We start from the raw sequence: 20,012 nt of genomic DNA on the forward strand, positions 1-20,012 counted from the left end.
GAGCGTCGACGATAATTTCTTTGGTCTTAACTGACTTAAACATTTGAACTAGTATAGTGCAATAATTAAGTGTTATTATGAAAAGGAAATAAGTAGAAAAAGGATGTGGATAAATTGAAAGCGCTATCTATGAGTTCCCTTCAAGCAGGTAATACGTCACATAACTATGAAGTTATTCCGAATTGGGCCAAAGTACCCGAGAATGTCACACTAGGTTACACTCACGGAATTGAAGTTGATGAAGCGGATCGCTTTTATTTGTTCCATACCGGAACGCCTTCTGTTGTGGTATTTGACCGCAATGGGCAATATTTGAATGCATGGGGCGAAGAGTTTGAAGGAGGTGCACACGGCTTTTATCTACATAAAGAAGCAGGTGGCGAATTCCTTTATGTGACCGACACAGACAAAGGGATTATGGTTAAAACAACATTAACCGGCGAACATTTGTTAACGATAGGAACGCCAGATTTACCAGAGATTTATGATGCTGAACGTAAATTCGTGCCTACGGATGTGGCTGTGGCGCCAAATGGCGATATTTATATTTCAGATGGTTATGGCCAAAGCTGGGTGCATCAATATAATGCACTTGGAGACTATATTCGCTCATGGGGAGGAAAGGGCTCAGAGAGTGGGCAATTCGCTTGTCCGCATGGCATTTCAGTTGATTTGCGACGCGGAGAACCGGAACTTTATGTTGCGGATCGAGGCAATCATCGGATTCAAGTGTTTTCACTTGATGGGCAATTCAAACGCACCTTTGATCATGATATGGATATGCCTTGCAGCTTCTATTTCTACAAGGATGAAATGTATTTTCCGGATTTATTCAGCCGTGTAACGGTATTCGATAAACATGATCGATTAATTGCGCACTTGGGTGAGGATCGTCAAGCTAAATCGCAGGAGGGATGGCCTAATCTGGATAAAGCTTACTATCGCGCAAATAAATTCAGTTCTCCGCATGGCATCTGTGTCGATTCGCATGGCGATGTGTATGTGGCTGAGTGGATTTCGGATGGGCGCTTGACCAAGCTAGCTCGCAGGTAATTAAAATCATCGTGTTGCTTATTATGCAGGAACAAGGTCACTCTTCCAAGAGTGGCTTATTTTTGTGCTTTAAGCAGGCTAATTTTACTTTACCATAAGATACGCTAACTCACTTCGAACGAGCCTTCAAACAAAGGTTCGGTAGCTCGCCGATTTCAACACCAGTTCCTACACACTCAACGGCGCCTGCAAGGTCAATGCCCAACACGGCTGGCAGTTTTTGTTTGTTTGTTTGATTCGCTTTATAACGCGTGCCCGGGAATGTAATAGAAATGGGGAGTTAGTGAATTGGGAAATTGGAATGGAAAGTTGTAATGGTATACAAAATGCAACAAGACACGGATGATCAAACGAATGTTTGAACCAGTTACGTCTAGGACGTAACATACTTTGCATTAAACTTTACAAACAGTCTCGTCAAAGGTCGGCCTAAGCCGTGTTTTATGCGCTCAAGCTTTCTTTTGTGATGGATAGCAATGAAGGTATTTTTCTTTGGAAAAATAGGTTTACAAACAATGGATATGGGCTTATAGTGAAGTTATAGTTTTTCCCTTGGTAAACTATTTGTCCTAATGGAAACAAAAAATTTTTTATCTAAAAAGTTTCCCTTATACAACAAAATTGTAAACAAGCAATATAAAATAGGAGGGCATGATGATGTTACGTAAACCGGTTGATAAGGTATCAAGACGTAATCTTTTAAAAATGGGAACCGCTGGAGCTTTTGCTGTCATTGGCAGTGCTTTACTGAATCCATTTGGTAAAACAACATTAGCTGCGGATAAGCATAGCGTTCATAATGCTATGAAAGAACAATTGCATGATGGTATGAAGCATGGTTATGTTCCGAGTACAGAAGTGACTGAAGGTTTTAAAGCAGCACAGAAAGCACTAACAGCATTTGATTATGGAAAGGTAAGTAAGCTTGCTGATGGAAGAACGTTACGGGAGTACGAAATTACATCTTATGAAACTAACGTTGAGATCGCGAAAGGGATCAAGTTTCCCGGTTGGACATTCAATGGCACAATACCAGGACCCACGATTCGCTGTACAGAAGGGGATGTCCTTCGAGTGAAGTTTACCAATGCAACGAGTCATCCGCATTCGATCCATTTTCATGGCATGCATCCTACCAACATGGATGGACTGGAAGCAGTTCATGCAGGTGCTTCTTTTACTTACGAATTTGAAGCAAAGCCAGCTGGTATGCATGTCTACCATTGTCATGTTGCTCCTCTCGCCAGACATATTCATAAAGGACTTTATGGCAATTTCATTATTGATCCGAGGAAACCAAGAGCTGCTGCAAAAGAATTCAGTATGCTGATGAACGGCTTTGATCTTAACCTTGATGGGGAAAATGAAGTCTACACGGTGAATGGGTATGCGTTTGCCTATCAGCAAGAACCAATTAAGGTGAAAGTTGGGGAACTTGTTCGTATTTATCTTAGCAATCTTACTGAATTTGATCCTATTAATTCTTTTCACCTTCATGCGAACTTTTTTAACTATTATGCAACCGGCGCGGATCCTGAAGCGCGTCCTAATTTTACTGATACCATTATGCAATGTCAGGGAGAACGAGGCATTTTGGAAATTGTGTTCCCATCTCCTGGGCGATACATGTTTCACGCCCATCAAAGTGAATTTGCTGAGCTCGGTTGGATGGGCTTCTTTGTAGCTGAATAGAGAGGAGGAGTGAGCGTACGATGAGTACTAATGTTCAAACTGAAAATAAGGTTCCAACAAACAAATTTAAAGCTATCCTATGGGGAATTCTCCCCCTAATTTTGCTAGTTGCGATTATCACTACCATCGCAAAAGTGGGAACAGGAATCGAAAGTGAGCCAGCTGCTCCTATAGAAGTTCTGAATGTGGAGAAAATAACGCTGAATGATGAAGGCATCCAGCTTAAGGTGCTTAATTCAGGACCAGAGGATGTAACGATAGCTCAAGTCACTGTGGATGATGCCTTTTGGAACGCGGATTTTTCACCGAGCGATACCTTGCAAAGATTTGAACGGGGAACTGTGAAAATTCCTTATCCATGGGTTCAAGGCGATCCGCATGAAATTAAACTGATCACCTCGAATGGCTTGATTTTCACTGGTGAAGTTGCGGCCGCAGCTGCAACACCTGAACCAAATGGGAAATTGTTTTGGCAATACGCATTAATAGGTTTTTACGTAGGGGTTGTTCCTATTGGGTTAGGACTCATGTGGTATCCATTTTTACGTAGATTTTCAGTTAGAGGGATGCATGCTATTCTCGCATTGACGGTAGGGCTTTTGTTTTTCCTAGTGATTGATACTTTTGAAGAAGGATTTGAAATGGCTTCTGAAGCTCCAGGTTTATTTCAAGGTACTGGATTGGTGTGGTTTGGAGCACTGCTCAGTTGTCTCTTCTTGATTGCGGTAGATCAGTCTAATGAACGCAAGCTAAGCAGCAGTTCTTTAGAGGGAAGAAGGGTATCGAACAAAATTGCCACTGGTATTGGTCTTCATAATTTTGGCGAAGGGCTTGCCATTGGATCCGCTTTTGCGGTCGGAGAAGCTGCTTTAGGAACTTTCTTAATCATCGGGTTTACGCTTCACAATATCACGGAGGGTGTCGGAATCGCAGCCCCACTGCTTAAAGATCGTCCGAACTGGAAGACTTTTGTCACTTTAGCATTGATCGCCGGTGGACCCGCCATTATTGGCACTTGGGCAGGCGGATTTATTTTTAACGATACATTAGCGGCGTTATTCTTCGGCATAGGTGCCGGGGCTATCTTACAAGTCATTTATGTTATTTCTAAAATGATTCTTAAAGAATCCGAGAAAAGAGGTCTTTCCCCTGTTTCTTGGCTGAATTTTGGCGGGTTAACTGCAGGAATTCTTATTATGTATGTGACAGCTCTCATGGTTAAGTTTTGATTCAATTATAAGGTAGGTGGATCATTATGCTATCAGGCATTGGCGTATCAGGCTTCGTCATCATCTTTGCAATTGCGTTACTTTTATTCGGACCTTCGAAGCTTCCGCAGTTAGGCCGCGCATTCGGTACAACGATTAAGGAGTTTAGACAAGGAACAAAGGGATTGTTAGAAGAAGATACCAAAGAGAAGCAGAAAGTAGAATGAATAGAAGGCCAATCCACATTTTGCGGATTGGTCTTTTTAAGTAGATAAATTTTATACTTTTGCTTCGCATCTACCTTGACAAACGCGATCGTCCCTGAAGGACGACGGAGTCGTTTATCCTTGTGCCCCTGAATGACAACTTGAACAATATATGCGGACATATCTGCATAACCGTTTAACAATTTACAAATAATACCGTTGTTTACCTGAGAAGGAGGGCATAAAAGGCAATGAATATACGAGTTCGAAGCAAGCAGGGGATCATGCTGTTGATCGTTCTTTCGGTAACACTAGCTTTCACAGGATGTTCGAAAGATGAAGCGATCAAAGTCGGTATCGAAGAAAACAACCGTCCCTTTACGTATACTGAGGGGGAAGAGAAGAAAGGCTTCGAAGTGGAATTATGGCAAGCCATTGCTAAAAAGGCGAATCTAAAATATGAATGGGTAGCTATGGAATATGGTGAGTTGAACAAAAGCGTAAAATCGGGTGATGTGGATCTGGCAATAGCCGGAATGACCGTCACGAATGCCCGCAAGAACAAATTAGACTATTCAGACCCTTATTTTCAATCGGGAGAAGCGATACTTACCGCATCGGATAACGAGGCAATCAAAGGCACAGATGACTTGGCCCAAAAAACAGTGGCTACAAGAAACGGATCCACTGCTTATCAATTTGCAAGTGAAATTCAAGGAATCAAAATAAGGAGCTATGCGAATATCTCCGATGCTTACGATGATTTGAAAAATAAAAGCGTTGATGCCGTCATTTTTGAAGAGCATAGCATTCAAGATTATGTGCAAAACTCAGCAGATGGAAAAGTTAAAAAAGTAGGGGACGTTTTCAACAAAGATAGCTACGCAGTCGTTGCTAAAAAGCGGAACAAGTACATGGGAAAGATCAATAAGGCCATTATAGCAGTCTCCAAAGATGGAACTTATGAAGCTCTCTATACGAAATGGTTCGGAAGTAAACCAGAAAAAATGCCTAAAGAGCTTAGACACGATATGGAAGAGGATATTGAACACGAATCATAAGTGCTTTGTGGAAAAGATGAGGTTGCTCACTATCGTTCGATAATGGGCAACCCCTTACTTTATGCTTTAATTCCGTTATTTTTCTCTGTAATGTGTATATTCCTGAGGAGGTTTTCAAAGAACAGCTAAACTATTCTATGACTTTCACTAGCTCTTGATACCCATAGAATCATAAAAACAAGTGATAATAGAACAAATACCGGTGGAGCATATTGGATTAGCATGTTTTCCATAAGTTTAGTCACCCTTCTTTATCATTTTACCTTGCACATAATCAGCATCAAAAAGAAACAGACGCATAAGCAGAAACAGAGATGGGATTAGAATAACAAGCCCTGCAATGAAGGCAATGATTAGAGCAGTTCCCATTGCCTGGTTAGTAAAATTTTCGTGAATGGAAATGTATGGGAATAAAAGATACGGTAAATGGGCCTTACCATAACCAAAGAAAGCAAAAGCAAATTGCAAAAGTACCAATATAAACGCTAGACCTAGCTTGATTTTTTTCCAAAGGAAGTAGACGGCAGCTAAAAAGCAGAGAAATGATGCTCCGAACATCCAGCCAAGGTTAAGCATGTTGTGGAAATGTTCTGGGTTTTGCTGGTTTATAGCGAAAAAAACAAGAAGACTTGCAAGAATAGTAGGTCCGCTCCAGAAAAGAGCATAGCCTCGTAAAATGCCAAATGCGGGATAGTCTTTTGCTCTATAAGCATAGAAGGAAAGGAACATGGACGAGATATAGAGAACGCTGACTAGGGATAATAATATGACCGACCATGTATAAGGACTCCCAAGCAGCTTACTCCAATCTAGCAAAATCGTGCCGTTCTGTTCCACGATGATTCCACCCTCAGAAATGGTTAGCACCGTAGAAAGGGTTGCAGGGATGAGTAGGCCCGTTGCTCCATAGAGCAGCATGTACCATTTGTTATCTTTGGAACCATAGTTGCTGAAAGCGTAGTAGGCTCCTCGTATGGCTAGCAATATGATAGCAACACTACCTGGTACAAGCAGCGCGGTCCCATAATAACGTGCAGTTTCAGGGAAGAAACCAATCATACCGATGTAGAAGAAAACTAAGAATACATTGGTCACTTCCCAGACAGGAGACAAATATCGATCAATAATCTTATGAATGATATGCTTTTTCATCGTGATAACCGAATAGTAACTGAAGAAACCTGCACCAAAGTCAATGGATGCCACAATTAAATAGCCGTATAAAAAAATCCACAAAACAGTAATTCCAACAAGTTCTAGACTCATTCTTTGGTCCTCCCCCCGAAAATACCAAGTGCAATCAGTTCATCTGCAACATCGTTTTTTCTAAAAAGTTTGGATAATACTTTTACTGCGGTAAGTGCTAAAACGATATAAAGTAAACAGAACAGCAGTAACATCTTATCCACGTCCTGTGAAGTTGTAGCGGCATCTGCTACCTTCATATATCCACGAAGAATCCATGGTTGGCGGCCAACCTCCGCGTAAAACCATCCACATTGGATGCCTAACATCGAAAGAGGGCCACACACAACGATAATCGATAGAAGCCATTTCGGATAAGGTTTACGGGACTTTTTACGGGAATACCACAAATGGAAAATGGCAACGACAATCACAAACATTCCTATAGCAACCATAGCATCAAAGAAATAATGTACATATAAAGGAGGACGGAGATCTTTCGGAATCTCATTCAGTCCTTTGACCTGGGTTCCGGGAGTTCCACCTGCCAAGATACTTAGTGCATACGGAATTTTCAACGCATATTTAACCTCATTATTTTCAGTCAAAATACCGCCAAGTACGAGCGATGCATTCTTTGTTGTTTCAAAATGCCACTCGGCAGCGGCAAGTTTTTCGGGCTGAGTATGAGCTAGGAATTTGGCTGATAGATCACCGATCATTGCCGTAGTTATGGCGAACACGAGCCCAGCAGTAACGGTCAGCTTTAAAGCTTTCTTAGCATATAAAGTGTCCCCTTTTTTCCTGAGAAGGGAGTAGGCCGCTGAAGCAGCCAAGATGAATGCGCAGGTCATGTAGGAAGAGGACAGTACATGTGCCACCTTGGTAGGCATGGAAGGATTAAACATAGCTAGAATCGGTTGTACATTCGTAATCAAGCCATCTTTTAGCGTGAAGCCTTGCGGCGTATTCATGAACGCATTCACAGTCGTAATAAAAAATGCTGAAGCAGAGGAACCAACGACAACAGGCACGAGTAGTAACAGATGATGTTTAGGTTTTAAACGTTCCCATGTATATAAATAAATTCCTAAGAAGATAGCCTCGATGAAAAAGGCAAAAGTTTCTAGAAACAACGGAAGCGCAATGGCTTGCCCGGCAATCTCCATGAATTTCGGCCACAACAGGCTAAGTTGAAGCCCTATAGCAGTACCCGTAACTACCCCAATGGCAACGGTGATAACGAATCCCCGAGCCCATCTTCGTGCCAACAAGGCATAATAGGGATCTTTACGTTTAATACTGGCTAATTCAGCTAACATAATCATGACCGGAACACCAACGCCGATGGTAGCGAAAATAATATGAAATGCCAGTGTGGTCTCAGTGAGCAGGCGGCTATAAAATACGGAATCGTAGATAGGCATATGGACTCATCTCCTTTGTAGCTTTCATAGGTTCAAAAAAACTTGCGGATAAAAGAGAGCAGCATGACAAAAGCAACAATGAACATCAGGTACATCAATCGTTTTTCATGTTTTTGAGATTGGTTCAAGAGGTATCACCTTCTGTTTTTAATTTGATTTGTTATATATTTTTATCTTACTCTATGTATGTGATTTTTTTCACATAATATGTGAATACGGTTTGAACAATGTATTACAACTTTAGTAACGTAATGAGTCGGGTAGATGAGAGAAAATAAAGATAGACGGAGGAGGAACAAGTAATTAATTGGGGCAGTATGCAGGCAATTCGAGGAAAGGATCGTCTTATTCCCCCCGAAATAAAAAAAGATGACCCCTGATGAATTAAGGGTCATCTCCTGGCAGCTTAAATCCGTGGTGGGTTGTTTAAACTGTCCGTAATCCGGGTCAGTTTTCAGCTGATCTGGAGGCAAAAAAAATAGATTGAACACAAAATACCGCTATGATATAATCAATAGCGGTATTGACAATTTAATTGAAAGAGTGTATACAGTTTTATCCCCTACTTTAATTGTACATCTAGAACTTTGATTTGTCAATGCTCTTTTTTTATCCCCAAAAAACCGGAAAAAGGAGTGTGTTCAGGAGAGATGGAAGCGAAGGATTGGCGGCAGGAACAGGAACGGTTGGATCGGGTCGGGAACAAGCTGCAAGCAAGAATCGCCGAACTGGAGCCGGAGGTTGCCGGACTGCGCGATCAGGCGGCAGACATCCGCAAGCGGTTTTGGGAAGAAGTGACGATTAACACGAGCACGACCGAAGATTTCGAAGAGAGCTTTTACTCGGTTCAGCAGCAATCCGCGATGTTGGCCGAAAGGGAGCGCGGCCAACATCGGTTGGTGCAGCAATGGAAAGGTATGAAACGGTTGCTCCCGTCACCTTATTTTGGGCGCGTTGACTTTCATGAGGATGGCTTAAACGCAAGCGAGCAGATCTATATCGGCGTATCTTCCTTCGTCGACGATGACGGATTGACTTTTCTGATCTATGACTGGCGTTCCCCCATCGCGAGCCTATACTACGACTATCCTCCGGGTCGAGCCTCTTATGACACGCCAGCAGGTCGGATCGAAGGGACGATGACGCTTAAACGGCAGTTTCAGATTCAGAACGGACACATCCGCAACATGTTCGACGCAAGCGAAACGATTGGTGACGAATTGCTGCAGCAAGTGCTCGGCAAGGACGCGAACTCGCAAATGAAGAGTATCGTGGCAACGATCCAGAAGGAGCAGAACGCCATCATCCGCAACGACAAAAGCCGGATGCTTATTGTACAGGGAGCGGCGGGCAGTGGGAAAACTTCCGCGGCCTTGCAGCGTGTGGCGTACTTGCTATACAAACACCGACAGACGATCAGGGCAGATCAGATCGTTCTTTTCTCGCCCAATCCGATGTTTAACAGTTATATTTCCACCGTCCTTCCAGAACTCGGCGAAGAGAATATGCAGCAGACGACGTTTCAGGAATATCTGGACAATTGGCTTGGTTCCGCATTGCGGTCGGAAGATCCCTTCGATCAGATCGAATATACACTTACAGCGCGGGGGGAACCGGGATATGAGGCTCGCCTCCAGGGGATCGCGTACAAAACCTCAGAAGCTTTTCTAAAAGCCCTTCAGAACTACGGGAAGTGGTTGGGGAGGGAAGGTATGCGGTTCAAAGACCTATGGTTTCGAGATCGCGTTTTGATTACTGCGGAGCGTATGAGAACGAAATTTTACGGTTATGACCATTCCTTGTCGTTGTTCAATCGTGTTGTTCTCTTGCAGGAATGGTTATTGAATGAACTGGCTTCGTTGGAACGCGAGGAACGGGAAGCATTCTGGGTGCAGGAGGAGTTAAATTATCTCGATAACGAGCAGTATGCGGAAGCTTTCGACATGCTTCACAAAGAGAGGGAACTACTCGACCTTTCGGAGCACTACGCTGTGGTTCGCGAGCAATTGAATAACAAGCGTCGGGGAGATGAAGGCGACGCTGACTTCGCCCAGCGGGAGGAGGAACTGATCCTTCGATCAATCGTGAAAAAAAGCTTTAAGCCGCTAAGGAAAAGCGTGAGGAAATTTTCGTTTGTCGATGCAGGCGGTATATATGTCCAATTATTCGGCGACGAAACCTCGTATCGTGAGAAAACAAATGAGATCGTCATCCCCCCGCATTGGCCTGATATCTGCAGACAAACCAAGGATATGCTGAGCCGGAACGAATTGTTCCACGAGGATGCGACTCCATATTTGTTTGTAAAAGAACTGGTCGAAGGCGTCCGAACGAACACGGAGATTCGGCATGTCTTCGTCGACGAAGGTCAGGATTATTCGGCGTTTCAATATGAATATTTAAAAACGTTGTTTCCACGTGCCCAGATGACAGTGCTCGGCGATTTCGGGCAAGCGATCTTCATGCAGGCCACAAACCTGGAAGCATCCGATTCTCCGCTGATTCGGCTTTTTGGCGAAGCCGATACAAGCCTTATCCGCCTCGTTCGCAGCTATCGTTCAACTAGAGAAATTGTGGAATTTACGAAATCGCTGCTTCCCGGCGGGGACGAGATCGTACCGTTTGAACGAAGAGGCAACAAGCCCCTTCTGATCAGATCAAACGACGTGAAGAAGCGTGATGCGCAACTACTAGAAGACATCGCCTCACTTAGGGCCGAGGGCTTCGCTTCTATTGCCGTTATCACCAAGACAGCAGCCGAAAGCGAAGAGGCCTATGAATCGTTACGAATTCAGGGGGGCGAAGGGCTGCAGCGTATTACGAAGGAGACGCTCGCTTTTGAAAAGGGAGTGATGGTCATTCCTGTGTATCTCGCCAAAGGCATTGAGTTCGATGCGGTCTTCATCTATAACGCTTCGCCAGCAGCTTACGGCCGGAACAACGAACGCAAGCTTCTTTATACGGCGTGTACGCGGGCCATGCACCGGCTTCATCTTTACACGACGGGCGCTTGGTCGCCGTTCGTGCAGGCATTGCCTGCGAATTCGTACGAGGAAGCGCCATATTGACGCTCGATGAGCAGAAAGCAGGGACCTATGTCAGCTCCTACGCAAACAACACCGATGGCAGCCGGCGGGGAAGACTTCTCGCTGAAAGCCATTTTGCCGCCGCTCATGGCGATTATTGTCGGCATGATCATGGTTATTCTGGACAGTACCGTCGTCAATAATGCCATTCCGAAGCTCGTTGCTAGACCGCCATGCGGCGCCGCATCTGGACGTCATCGGCATGTGCCTCGCGCCGATCGCCTTCTCCATGCTGGCGTACGGCGTAAGCGAAGGCGGTACCAGCTGGTCCAGTGCTTCGACGATCACGGGCTTGAGCGTCGGCGGCATTGCGCTCATCCTCTTCATTTTCGTGGAACTGGCACAGAAGCAGCCGCTGCTGGAGCTGAAAGTGTTTAAGTCGTCCGACTTTACACGCAGCATCATCTTGACGTGGATCGTACAGCTCTCGCTGTTCGGCGCAATGCTGATCGTGCCGCTGTACCTGCAAGGCGTCATGCACTACACCGCGCTTGAAACGGGCTGGATTCTGATGCCGTAGGCGCTATGCTCGGGAATCGGCATGCCGATCAGCGTGCATCGTGACCGCGGGTGTCGCACTTTCGCTCCTTCTGCGTAAACCGAAGCAGCAGGAAAAAGTCGGAAACGCCGGCGGAGATAACCCGGACCCGGCGATGATGGGTCACTAATCGGAAATCGGCTCCGATTCGCTCGTATGCAAATAGCCTGGGCAGTTAACGATTCGAATTCCAATTGGCATCATCATTGATATTTTCCGTTCTCCATGCCCCTGAAGAAGCAAAATTTAATTTATACCGAGGAGCCAATTTGGCTCCTTTCTCAACAGATAAGAATTTATATGTTTTGGGTTTGGGGTAAGCGAAGCTTACCCTTTATTTACCACAGAARGTATAAGTTCTCGGTATCCCCAATAGGGATCTTTGGTCGTAGGCCAAAGTCTCTCCTTATTAATTTGGGTTGGAGCGAACTTTAACGAGAAGAAGTGATTATGGTTGTGGTAAGCCTGCAATTATACATGCTTTTTTTCTTTGATTATCTCCAATTCATAAATTCCTGCAATTGTGCAGGCTTTTTCGGTCTTTTTTTAATTTCAGGGTGGTAAAGCTGAAAATTCCTGCATATTTGCAGGCTTTTCCTCTATTCAAACGATTTTCTAGCAAAATACCTGCACTWTCGCAGTTAWTTTGGCTCTTGAATAATAGTTCTCCTCGACATGCCGCGTTGCGGCACCANACAGAAGGTATAAGTTCTCGGTATCCCCAATAGGGATCTTTGGTCGTAGGCCAAAGTCTCTCCTTATTAATTTGGGTTGGAGCGAACTTTAACGAGAAGAACTAAGAAGTGATTACGGTTGTTGCAGGCTTTTCCTCTATTCAAACGATTTTTAGCAAAATACCTGCACTATCGCAGTTAATTTGGCTCTTGAATAATAGTTCTCCTCGACATGCAGCGTTGCGGCACCACTGATGAATGAAAATTTTTAATTTTCAGGGCAGAAAGTATAAATTTTTAATTTGGCTCTTGAATAATAGTTCTCCTCGACATGCAGCGTTGCGGCACCACTGATGAATGAAAATTTTTAATTTTCAGGGCAGAAAGTATAAATTTTATTACACTTCGCGTCATCAGTCTTGACAAACGCGCTCGCCCCAAAAGGACGACGGAGTCGTTTATTCTCATTCCAAGCCTTAAATTCAAAGCTATAAATGCTTCTTAAAGACCGGCAATGTTAATAGATATTACCTAATAACACATTAGTTAATAAATGTGATGGAGGGGAATATGAGGGAGAAGTTCGAATTCTTGTTGTCTTTAAAGCTGCTTGAATGTGAAATTAAACAATTAACGATTTATTCTCGAGCGTACTGCAACTGTTACGAACTTCTCAGTATCAAATTGGATGAACTTTGCGAATTTATTGTAAAGGAGGACACTATACATCATTGGATGGTTTGGGAGCGCGATAAAGAGGTACAGGGACAAGCAGAGCTTTTAAGGGAAGCTGCCGTAGAGGCCTTATGTGATGTAGAGAAGAATCAATCAAAATGCATTTCTCTAAATGAAATGGACGGAAATAAATATCTCACAACTCTTATTCAATCGGTGAAAGATGATTTAGAGAGTTTCGGCATTACTCACGAGTCAAAAGTTCTTTTTATCGGATCAGGTGCATTTCCAATTTCGGTTCTTACAATTGCTAAAGAATTTGGGGCAAAAGTGATGGGAGTTGATATCGATTCGGAAGCTGTCCAATTATCCCGTCATGCAGCGAAAGCTTTCGATATTGAGACTTTGGTTAGTTTCTCTAACGAGAAACTGAGCAGTCTTGCTTTTCTAAAGGAAACAACACATATCATCATCGCTTCACTAGTCAAAAACAAAATAGAGGTGCTTGATCAATTAAAAGAATTAATTAAGCACAAGGTCCAAATTATGATGCGATATGGTAATGGCGTTAAATCTCTCTTCAATTATCCATTTGAATACGATTTGTCAGAGGACTGGATTCAGAGGCACCTTATCGTACGGAACCCTATCTACGATACGATTATTTTTGAGATGTCTACGTCACAAAACGAAAAGAAGGTGATAACTCATTATTGAATAAAATCATACGATTACCGAATGAAAAAAGGATTGAAGTTTCGGAACAGTTCCGAAGTTTCTATCCTTTTTCTTTCGGCTAATTACTTCTTCAAAGCCAAGTAGTTTTGTTAGAAAAAGAGGTGCGAGTTGTTCGAGGAGTTTCGGATTCTGGGTAACCTACAAATAGGGTTCCGATGATCTTCTTGTTTTCTGGCGAACCTATAAATTTATGTAACCGTTCATCACGAATAAGTCCAACGCCACGTGTCCGCCATACTAATCCTAATTCAAGCTCACTTGCCATAAGCCACATCGAATGTATTGCGCATGCAACGGCATATTCATTATCTTCGGAAGAGTCAACATCATCTGGGATGATATCCGAGGTTACAACGACGAGAAGTGGGGTGCTTTGTATCACACTCATTGATTCTTGGACTAGAGATGGTTTTGTGGGGAATCTTTCAGTTAAAAAATCGGAGGCGATTTTTTCATATTGTTGTTTGGCTTCACCGCGTATGACGTAAAAATGCCATGGCTCACGCAACCGGTCATTTGGAGCCCATGTGGCAGATTCCAGTAATTTTAAGATTTTCTCCTCTTCCACTTCACGTGGATTGTATTTCCGAATTGCTTTTCTGGCTTTTAGAACCTCTAGTATACTCATTTAATGCCGCACTCCAATCGTTTTTATTTACATTGAAAACAATTCTCAATACCATTGACAGCCGATTTAAAAAGTGTTTATTTGTAAATGTCAACATTGATAATCATTATCATCTAAATTATAGGTTGCTTTCATTTTTATTGCAACAAAACGGTCTAAAACTGTAATTTTAGTTTTAGACCGTTCTTTGTTGTCTGGTCCCGCTGTAAGCGCGTTTTTGGCGCTTATGTGTTCGCCAGAAAGTATAAGTTTTTTACTTTTGCTTCACATCTACCTCGACAAACGTGCTCGTCCCTGAAGGACGACGGAGTCGTTTACCCTTGGTGATCGTTGGTTTGGGGATTTTACAATTTTTTGACAATAAGAAAATTATCAAATGTTATAATGACTTAAGATTTATTAAACTGTGGAGGGAAGGTAAATCATGAAAAACTTGATATTTATTCGGCAAACAGGAGTAGTAGCGTCGCTAGCCGGTACCTTTTTGCTCTTTATTCCAACAGCAGGTTTTGCCCATGAAAGCGGTGCTGCTGATTCCAGCCCTGTTCAATCGCAATTTGTAGGGCAGATCTTTGAAAAATCTCAACATCCGCTCCCACATGTTTCGTTTACCATTATTCACGATACTCATTTTCACGGCAACTTCGGGAATCCGAAAGAACCGAACAACATTGCTAATTACTTTGGTATTGCGAACAAAATCAAAGCCGCTCAACCCAATTCGTTATTCATTGGCAACGGTGACGATCTCGGAACGTCGGTTAATTCATCTGCATTTCAAGGGCAACCCATCGTAGATGCTTTCAATGCGGGCAAGCTCGATGTCAACACATACGGCAATCATGATTTTGATATGGGGCCCGATCAGCTGTCGAAGTTAGTGAAAGCGAGCCAATTCCCATGGGTTAGCGCCAATGCGATTGACAAGCGTACAGGGGATGTTTTCGCCAAGGAATCCGGTGCGAAACGGTATATCATCAAAGAAGTCGGCGGTGTGAAAATCGGAATCACAGGGCTCATTAACGAGGAAGCGCCTCAAATTACTTCCATGGGACCGAATGCCATCGTTCTGAAACCAGTAGAAGCCATGAAAAAGATTATTCCCGAAATGAAGGCAGCAGGCGCCCAATTCATCATCGTTTCTTCTCATCTCGCCAGTCCTGATGCTCGGATAGTCGCAGAGAAAGTGGATGGAATCGATTTGATTGTCGGCGACCATGCTGCTTTTGCCTTTGATAGCCCGGAAAAAATCCATAATACCTTACTTTGGTTTATCGGCGATGAGTTTACTTATCTTGGGGAAATCAATTTCAACTTTGATAATGGAAAAGTAGCGGATTTCAATTATCACCGCTATGCCTTGAAGACCGATGTGGCAAAGGAAGGCTATCAGCCTGATCCGAATGTTAAAGCTGTCATGGACAGCTATAATGCGAAGCTCGGCAAAGAGCTTGAAGTGCAAATAGGTAAGAGCCTGACCGAGATGGATGTCATGAAAGCCTCCCAGCGCAAAACGGAAACAGCTATCGGCGATCTGGTAGCGGACGCGATGAAGGATTATACAAAAGCGGACATGGCGATCATTAACGGAGGAGGCATCCGTGCGGAACGTGTATTCCCAGCGGGTCCGCTCTCCAAAAAGGATATTATGGATGCAATGCCTTTTGCGAATTACGTAGAAAAATTGGATATTACAGGAGATCAACTGTATCAAGCATTGGAGAACGGAATTAGCCTAATTGAAAGCGGCGCAGGGCGCTACCCGCAAGTGAGCGGCATTGAGTATTCTTATAACCCGAAGCTCCTTCCCGGGGCTCGCTTGCTTAACGTAAAGGTAAAGGGTCAGCCGCTCGACCGCAAAGCGCATTATACGATTGCTGTAGTTGATTTTGTCGCCGAGGGTGGTGACGGCTACGATATTTTCAAGGGCTCGAAGGTGTTACTCGATAAAAATGCAGGTCCACTTCTGTCCAAAGTAGTTGCGGATTATATTCAGCAAAAGGAAACCGTTGCTCCAAGAATAGAAGGGCGAATCCAAATTTCTGAAAATATCCCCAATGACTATTATTCCGACTTATCCGGACAATCGTTTGAAGCTGTTTATGCAGTAACGGATATGCTGTATAAGAACATTGTGGGGGCTGCCGACGGCGGCAAGCTGTTCCAACCGGATCAACATGTGACCGTTCGTGATTTCACAAAAGCATTGAGTAAAGCGGTAGGAGGAACGTCATCGGCGGCTGTGGATTCCGCAGCAAGCGTACTTGATCCGAACGCCAAGCTAACGCGTGCGCAAATGGCCGTTCTTATGTCTAATGCTTTAATTGCTGTCGGTAAATACCCTCAGATCAGTGATGACGTCCAAAAATCGCTGAATGCTTTTGCAGATAAAGTTGCGGGGAATGACGACTGGGCTGTCGTAGCTTACACGGGCCTTATTCGTGGCAAATCGGATGAGAAGGGAACGACCCTGCTTGCTGTCTCCGATTTCGTTACTCGCGCGCAAATGGCTATAGTTATAGAGCGATTGTTACAATTAAAGTAAAAATGCAACATCCCTAACCCCCTAATCAATTTTGATTGGGGGTTTTCCATCTTGGCTGCCGTGTTGATGATTATCTTTCGTGTTTAGCGAAATATCGAAAATGGAAATAATTTGTAATAAGGGCTTGATATAGGGTATAGGGGTATGGTATATTCTAAATGTGAGGAGGAAATGATATGGAACAACATGATAAACAAGAATTAAATGAGGACAGTTGTCATTCTGGCAGTGATCGAAAAAGTCATCATTCTGATAAAACAAAAAACAATTTGAATTCTAGGCTCAATCGCATCGAAGGACAAATTCGCGGTGTGAAAGGTCTTATTGAGAAGGATACGTATTGTGACGATGTGTTAAATCAAATTGCCGCGGTTCAATCCGCTTTAAACGGGGTTGGGAAACTGCTTCTCGAGCATCATCTTAACAGCTGTGTGATCGAACGCATTCAAGAAGGCGATAATGAGGTTATTAAAGAACTCATGATTACCGTGAATAAATTAATGAAATAATAAAGGAGAGATTTGATATGCAAACAGTTACACTTAAAGTTGAGGGTATGTCCTGCGGGCATTGCGTGAATTCCGTTGAGGGCGCAGTTAAGAAACTTGGTGCTTCCGGCAAAGTTGATTTGAGTGGTGGATCAGTTACTGTAGATTTCGATGAGTCCAAAGTTTCTTTGGACGCTATTAAATTAGCAATCGAAGATCAAGGCTATGACGTTACGAAATAAAGATAAATGAGCCGCTTCATGCGGCTCCAATGTAGCACCTATTTTTTTCGAGAAAAATATACCCCGTAGGGGTATTCGTGGGCTGGAGGGACAGAAATAGTGAAACCATTAGAGCAGCAACAAGCGAGTTTGCAAATTACGGGCATGACTTGTGCGGCATGTGCGAACCGAATAGAAAAAGGCTTGAAGAAATTAGAAGGTGTTGCAGAAGCCAACGTGAATTTTGCACTTGAGAAGGCTTTAGTAGCGTATAATCCGAGTCAAATCAGCGTATCTGCCATGGAAGAAAAAATACTGGATCTGGGTTACGGCACCGTGAAGGATGCAGTAGATTTTAATATCGTAGGTATGACATGCGCAGCGTGCGCCACACGTATTGAAAAAGGCTTAAATAAAATGCCAGGTGTCAGCAAAGCAACTGTTAACCTTGCTTTAGAAACTGCTCATATTGAGTTTAGCGCTGCCGAAGTTTCTGTAAGCGATATGGTTAATAAAGTTGATCAGCTTGGATACAAAGCCATGCTTAAAGAGGAAGTTGAAGCTAAAGGCGATTATAAGCAAAAGGAGATAAGACACAAGAAAATCCAGCTAGCGGTATCGGCAATCTTTTCGTTACCGCTTCTATGGGCAATGGTGAGCCACTTTACATTTACATCGTGGATTTACTTGCCAGAGTTCTTGATGAATCCTTGGATACAGCTTGTACTTGCTACACCGGTACAGTTTATTATCGGTTGGCAGTTTTACGTAGGGGCATACAAAGCCCTTCGTAATAAAAGCGCCAATATGGATGTGCTTGTTTCCCTCGGAACATCAGCCGCGTACTTCTATAGTTTATATCTAACGCTGCGGTGGGCTGCTTCATCTGATGCCAATCACCATGCACCGGATATGTATTACGAAACAAGCGCGATTCTTATTACTTTGATTATCTTAGGGAAACTGTTTGAAGTGTTGGCAAAAGGAAGAACTTCTGAAGCCATCAAGAAATTGATGGGACTTCAAGCGAAAACAGCGTTAGTCATTCGGAATGGTCAAGAAGAGTCGATACCGGTTGAAGAAGTTGTCATCGGGGACATTGTGCTTGTAAAACCGGGTGAGAAAATTCCAGTCGATGGTGAAGTTGTAGACGGTTTGTCCGCTGTTGATGAATCCATGCTTACGGGTGAGAGTATCCCTATTGAGAAGAAAACCGGTGATGCCGTTATTGGCGCTACAGTTAATAAAAACGGCAGTTTAAAAATTAAAGCAACTCGTATTGGTAAAGAGACAGCTCTCGCTCAAATTATTAAAGTTGTGGAAGAGGCCCAAGGTTCTAAAGCACCTATTCAACGTATCGCTGACGTGATCTCGGGTATTTTTGTCCCGATTGTTGTAGGAATTGCTGTTGTCACATTTCTGGTTTGGTTTATCTGGGTTGCTCCTTCTGAATTTGCAACTGCGCTGGAAAAGGCCATTGCTGTCCTCGTCATTGCTTGCCCTTGTGCTCTAGGTCTTGCAACACCAACATCGATTATGGCCGGATCCGGTCGCGCGGCGGAATTTGGCATCCTGTTTAAAGGCGGGGAACATTTAGAATCCATGCAAAAAGTGCAAACCATCGTGCTTGATAAAACGGGTACGGTAACGAAAGGCAAACCGGAACTTACTGACGTTCAAATTGAAAACATGGATGAAGAAACAGCACTTCGCTTAATCGGCTCTGCCGAAAAACAATCGGAGCATCCTCTTGCTGAAGCGATCGTGGCAGGAATCGTGGCTAAAGGCATAACCCTAACCACTACTGAGCAGTTCGAAGCCATTCCCGGCTACGGAATTCGAGCCATTGTAGAAGGCAAGGAAGTGATGGTTGGAACCCGTAAGCTTCTGCAGCGTCAAGCCATTGACTTCAGCAAAGCTGTTACAGACATGGAAAAGCTCGAATCCGATGGTAAAACAGCTATGCTCGTAGCAGTGGATAACAAGTACGCAGGCATGGTCGCCGTAGCGGATACAATCAAAGATACATCGAAAGAAGCGGTCTCTCGTTTAAAACAAATGGGCATCGAGGTTATCATGATGACAGGTGACAATAAACGTACGGCGCTTTCCATCGCGCAGCAAGTTGGCATCGATCATGTTCTCGCGGAAGTTCTTCCGGAAGGCAAAGCCGAAGAAGTGAAGAAACTTCAAGGACAAGGTAAAACAGTGGCGATGGTGGGTGATGGTATCAATGATGCTCCTGCTCTTGCGACCGCAGACGTAGGCATAGCTATAGGAACCGGCACTGACATCGCGATGGAAGCAGCGGACGTGACGCTTATGCGCGGAGAACTTACAAGCATTACAGATGCCATATATATGAGCCGTAAAACAATGGCGAACATTAAACAGAACCTGTTTTGGGCACTCGGTTACAATACGCTCGGGATTCCGATTGCGGCTCTTGGACTTTTGGCTCCCTGGGTAGCTGGTGCTGCAATGGCACTAAGCTCGGTATCCGTTGTGTTAAATGCCTTACGCTTGCAACGAGTGAAGTTATAATCGGTCATAGGTGGGGAAGACATGCAGATGATGAAGTTTGCAG

15 protein-coding genes are annotated in these 20,012 nt (G+C 43.7%); 12 read left to right on the forward strand and 3 right to left on the reverse strand.

What is annotated here, in order from left to right; translation table 11 throughout:
* Positions 1 to 105 precede the first annotated feature (105 nt).
* From ASG93_RS30195 to ASG93_RS30215, 5 genes are all read left to right on the forward strand, one after another.
* The gene (locus tag ASG93_RS30195) at positions 106 to 1,053 is read left to right on the forward strand and encodes a 6-bladed beta-propeller (protein WP_162262893.1); all 948 of its coding nucleotides are present in this window, start codon (positions 106 to 108) and stop codon (positions 1,051 to 1,053) included.
* A gap of 651 nt (positions 1,054 to 1,704) precedes the next feature.
* Positions 1,705 to 2,745, forward strand: a complete 1,041-nt coding sequence (locus ASG93_RS30200; RefSeq protein ID WP_235551017.1) for a multicopper oxidase domain-containing protein — start codon at positions 1,705 to 1,707, stop codon at positions 2,743 to 2,745.
* A 20-nt stretch (positions 2,746 to 2,765) separates the two neighbouring features.
* Entirely contained in the window at positions 2,766 to 3,974 is a 1,209-nt protein-coding gene (locus ASG93_RS30205; protein ID WP_056838262.1) for a ZIP family metal transporter, read from the forward strand.
* Between the two features lie 26 nt (positions 3,975 to 4,000).
* A complete protein-coding gene (locus ASG93_RS30210; RefSeq protein ID WP_056838264.1) occupies positions 4,001 to 4,180 on the forward strand; it encodes a twin-arginine translocase TatA/TatE family subunit in 180 nt (59 codons plus the stop codon).
* A 230-nt stretch (positions 4,181 to 4,410) separates the two neighbouring features.
* The gene (locus tag ASG93_RS30215) at positions 4,411 to 5,220 is read left to right on the forward strand and encodes a transporter substrate-binding domain-containing protein (RefSeq protein ID WP_056838266.1); all 810 of its coding nucleotides are present in this window, start codon (positions 4,411 to 4,413) and stop codon (positions 5,218 to 5,220) included.
* Positions 5,221 to 5,457: 237 nt separating this feature from the next.
* Here ASG93_RS30215 and ASG93_RS30220 read toward each other — a convergent pair whose 3' ends face one another.
* Positions 5,458 to 6,486: a cytochrome d ubiquinol oxidase subunit II gene (locus ASG93_RS30220; protein ID WP_056838267.1), complete on the reverse strand. Its 1,029-nt coding sequence runs from the start codon at positions 6,484 to 6,486 to the stop codon at positions 5,458 to 5,460.
* A complete protein-coding gene (locus tag ASG93_RS30225; RefSeq protein ID WP_056838269.1) occupies positions 6,483 to 7,832 on the reverse strand; it encodes a cytochrome ubiquinol oxidase subunit I in 1,350 nt (449 codons plus the stop codon). The genes ASG93_RS30220 and ASG93_RS30225 overlap by 4 nt, the downstream gene beginning before the upstream one ends.
* Before the next feature lie 650 nt (positions 7,833 to 8,482).
* Between ASG93_RS30225 and helD the strand changes: the two genes are divergently transcribed.
* The 3 genes from helD (at position 8,483) to ASG93_RS30240 (ending at position 13,522) form a co-directional block, all read left to right on the forward strand.
* A complete protein-coding gene (gene helD, locus ASG93_RS30230; protein WP_056838272.1) occupies positions 8,483 to 10,900 on the forward strand; it encodes an RNA polymerase recycling motor HelD in 2,418 nt (805 codons plus the stop codon).
* 27 nt (positions 10,901 to 10,927) lie between these two features.
* The gene (locus ASG93_RS36035; RefSeq protein ID WP_200984549.1) at positions 10,928 to 11,296 is read left to right on the forward strand and encodes a hypothetical protein; all 369 of its coding nucleotides are present in this window, start codon (positions 10,928 to 10,930) and stop codon (positions 11,294 to 11,296) included.
* A gap of 1,425 nt (positions 11,297 to 12,721) precedes the next feature.
* Positions 12,722 to 13,522 (forward strand): nicotianamine synthase family protein, encoded by an 801-nt coding sequence (locus ASG93_RS30240; RefSeq protein ID WP_162262894.1) that lies wholly within the window; start codon positions 12,722 to 12,724, stop codon positions 13,520 to 13,522.
* A 91-nt stretch (positions 13,523 to 13,613) separates the two neighbouring features.
* Here ASG93_RS30240 and ASG93_RS30245 read toward each other — a convergent pair whose 3' ends face one another.
* A complete protein-coding gene (locus ASG93_RS30245; RefSeq protein WP_056838278.1) occupies positions 13,614 to 14,171 on the reverse strand; it encodes a nitroreductase in 558 nt (185 codons plus the stop codon).
* 424 nt (positions 14,172 to 14,595) lie between these two features.
* Between ASG93_RS30245 and ASG93_RS30250 the strand changes: the two genes are divergently transcribed.
* The 4 genes from ASG93_RS30250 to ASG93_RS30265 all read left to right on the forward strand — a co-directional run bounded on the left by ASG93_RS30250 (position 14,596) and on the right by ASG93_RS30265 (position 19,969).
* On the forward strand, positions 14,596 to 16,716 hold the full coding sequence (locus tag ASG93_RS30250) for a bifunctional metallophosphatase/5'-nucleotidase (protein WP_056838280.1): 2,121 nt from the start codon (positions 14,596 to 14,598) through the stop codon (positions 16,714 to 16,716).
* Positions 16,717 to 16,892: 176 nt separating this feature from the next.
* Positions 16,893 to 17,225 (forward strand): metal-sensitive transcriptional regulator, encoded by a 333-nt coding sequence (locus ASG93_RS30255; RefSeq protein ID WP_056838282.1) that lies wholly within the window; start codon positions 16,893 to 16,895, stop codon positions 17,223 to 17,225.
* Positions 17,226 to 17,242: 17 nt separating this feature from the next.
* Entirely contained in the window at positions 17,243 to 17,446 is a 204-nt protein-coding gene (locus ASG93_RS30260; RefSeq protein ID WP_056838284.1) for a copper ion binding protein, read from the forward strand.
* Positions 17,447 to 17,590: 144 nt separating this feature from the next.
* Positions 17,591 to 19,969 (forward strand): heavy metal translocating P-type ATPase, encoded by a 2,379-nt coding sequence (locus ASG93_RS30265; RefSeq protein ID WP_056838665.1) that lies wholly within the window; start codon positions 17,591 to 17,593, stop codon positions 19,967 to 19,969.
* Positions 19,970 to 20,012: the final 43 nt, after the last annotated feature.

The sequence above is a fragment of the Paenibacillus sp. Soil787 genome, from assembly GCF_001429545.1.
Taxonomy (GTDB): domain Bacteria; phylum Bacillota; class Bacilli; order Paenibacillales; family NBRC-103111; genus Paenibacillus_E.

What these genes read in the sequence shown, in the direction of transcription:
- ASG93_RS30200 (WP_235551017.1), top strand. Translation starts at nt 1,705, where the DNA reads ATGATGATGTTACGTAAACCGGTTGATAAGGTATCAAGACGTAATCTT.
- ASG93_RS30205 (WP_056838262.1), top strand. Translation starts at nt 2,766, where the DNA reads ATGAGTACTAATGTTCAAACTGAAAATAAGGTTCCAACAAACAAATTT.
- ASG93_RS30210 (WP_056838264.1), top strand. Translation starts at nt 4,001, where the DNA reads ATGCTATCAGGCATTGGCGTATCAGGCTTCGTCATCATCTTTGCAATT.
- ASG93_RS30215 (WP_056838266.1), top strand. Translation starts at nt 4,411, where the DNA reads ATGAATATACGAGTTCGAAGCAAGCAGGGGATCATGCTGTTGATCGTT.
- ASG93_RS30220 (WP_056838267.1), bottom strand. Translation starts at nt 6,486, where the DNA reads ATGAGTCTAGAACTTGTTGGAATTACTGTTTTGTGGATTTTTTTATAC.
- ASG93_RS30225 (WP_056838269.1), bottom strand. Translation starts at nt 7,832, where the DNA reads ATGCCTATCTACGATTCCGTATTTTATAGCCGCCTGCTCACTGAGACC.
- helD (WP_056838272.1), top strand. Translation starts at nt 8,483, where the DNA reads ATGGAAGCGAAGGATTGGCGGCAGGAACAGGAACGGTTGGATCGGGTC.
- ASG93_RS36035 (WP_200984549.1), top strand. Translation starts at nt 10,928, where the DNA reads ATGTCAGCTCCTACGCAAACAACACCGATGGCAGCCGGCGGGGAAGAC.
- ASG93_RS30245 (WP_056838278.1), bottom strand. Translation starts at nt 14,171, where the DNA reads ATGAGTATACTAGAGGTTCTAAAAGCCAGAAAAGCAATTCGGAAATAC.
- ASG93_RS30250 (WP_056838280.1), top strand. Translation starts at nt 14,596, where the DNA reads ATGAAAAACTTGATATTTATTCGGCAAACAGGAGTAGTAGCGTCGCTA.
- ASG93_RS30255 (WP_056838282.1), top strand. Translation starts at nt 16,893, where the DNA reads ATGGAACAACATGATAAACAAGAATTAAATGAGGACAGTTGTCATTCT.
- ASG93_RS30260 (WP_056838284.1), top strand. Translation starts at nt 17,243, where the DNA reads ATGCAAACAGTTACACTTAAAGTTGAGGGTATGTCCTGCGGGCATTGC.
- ASG93_RS30265 (WP_056838665.1), top strand. Translation starts at nt 17,591, where the DNA reads ATGACTTGTGCGGCATGTGCGAACCGAATAGAAAAAGGCTTGAAGAAA.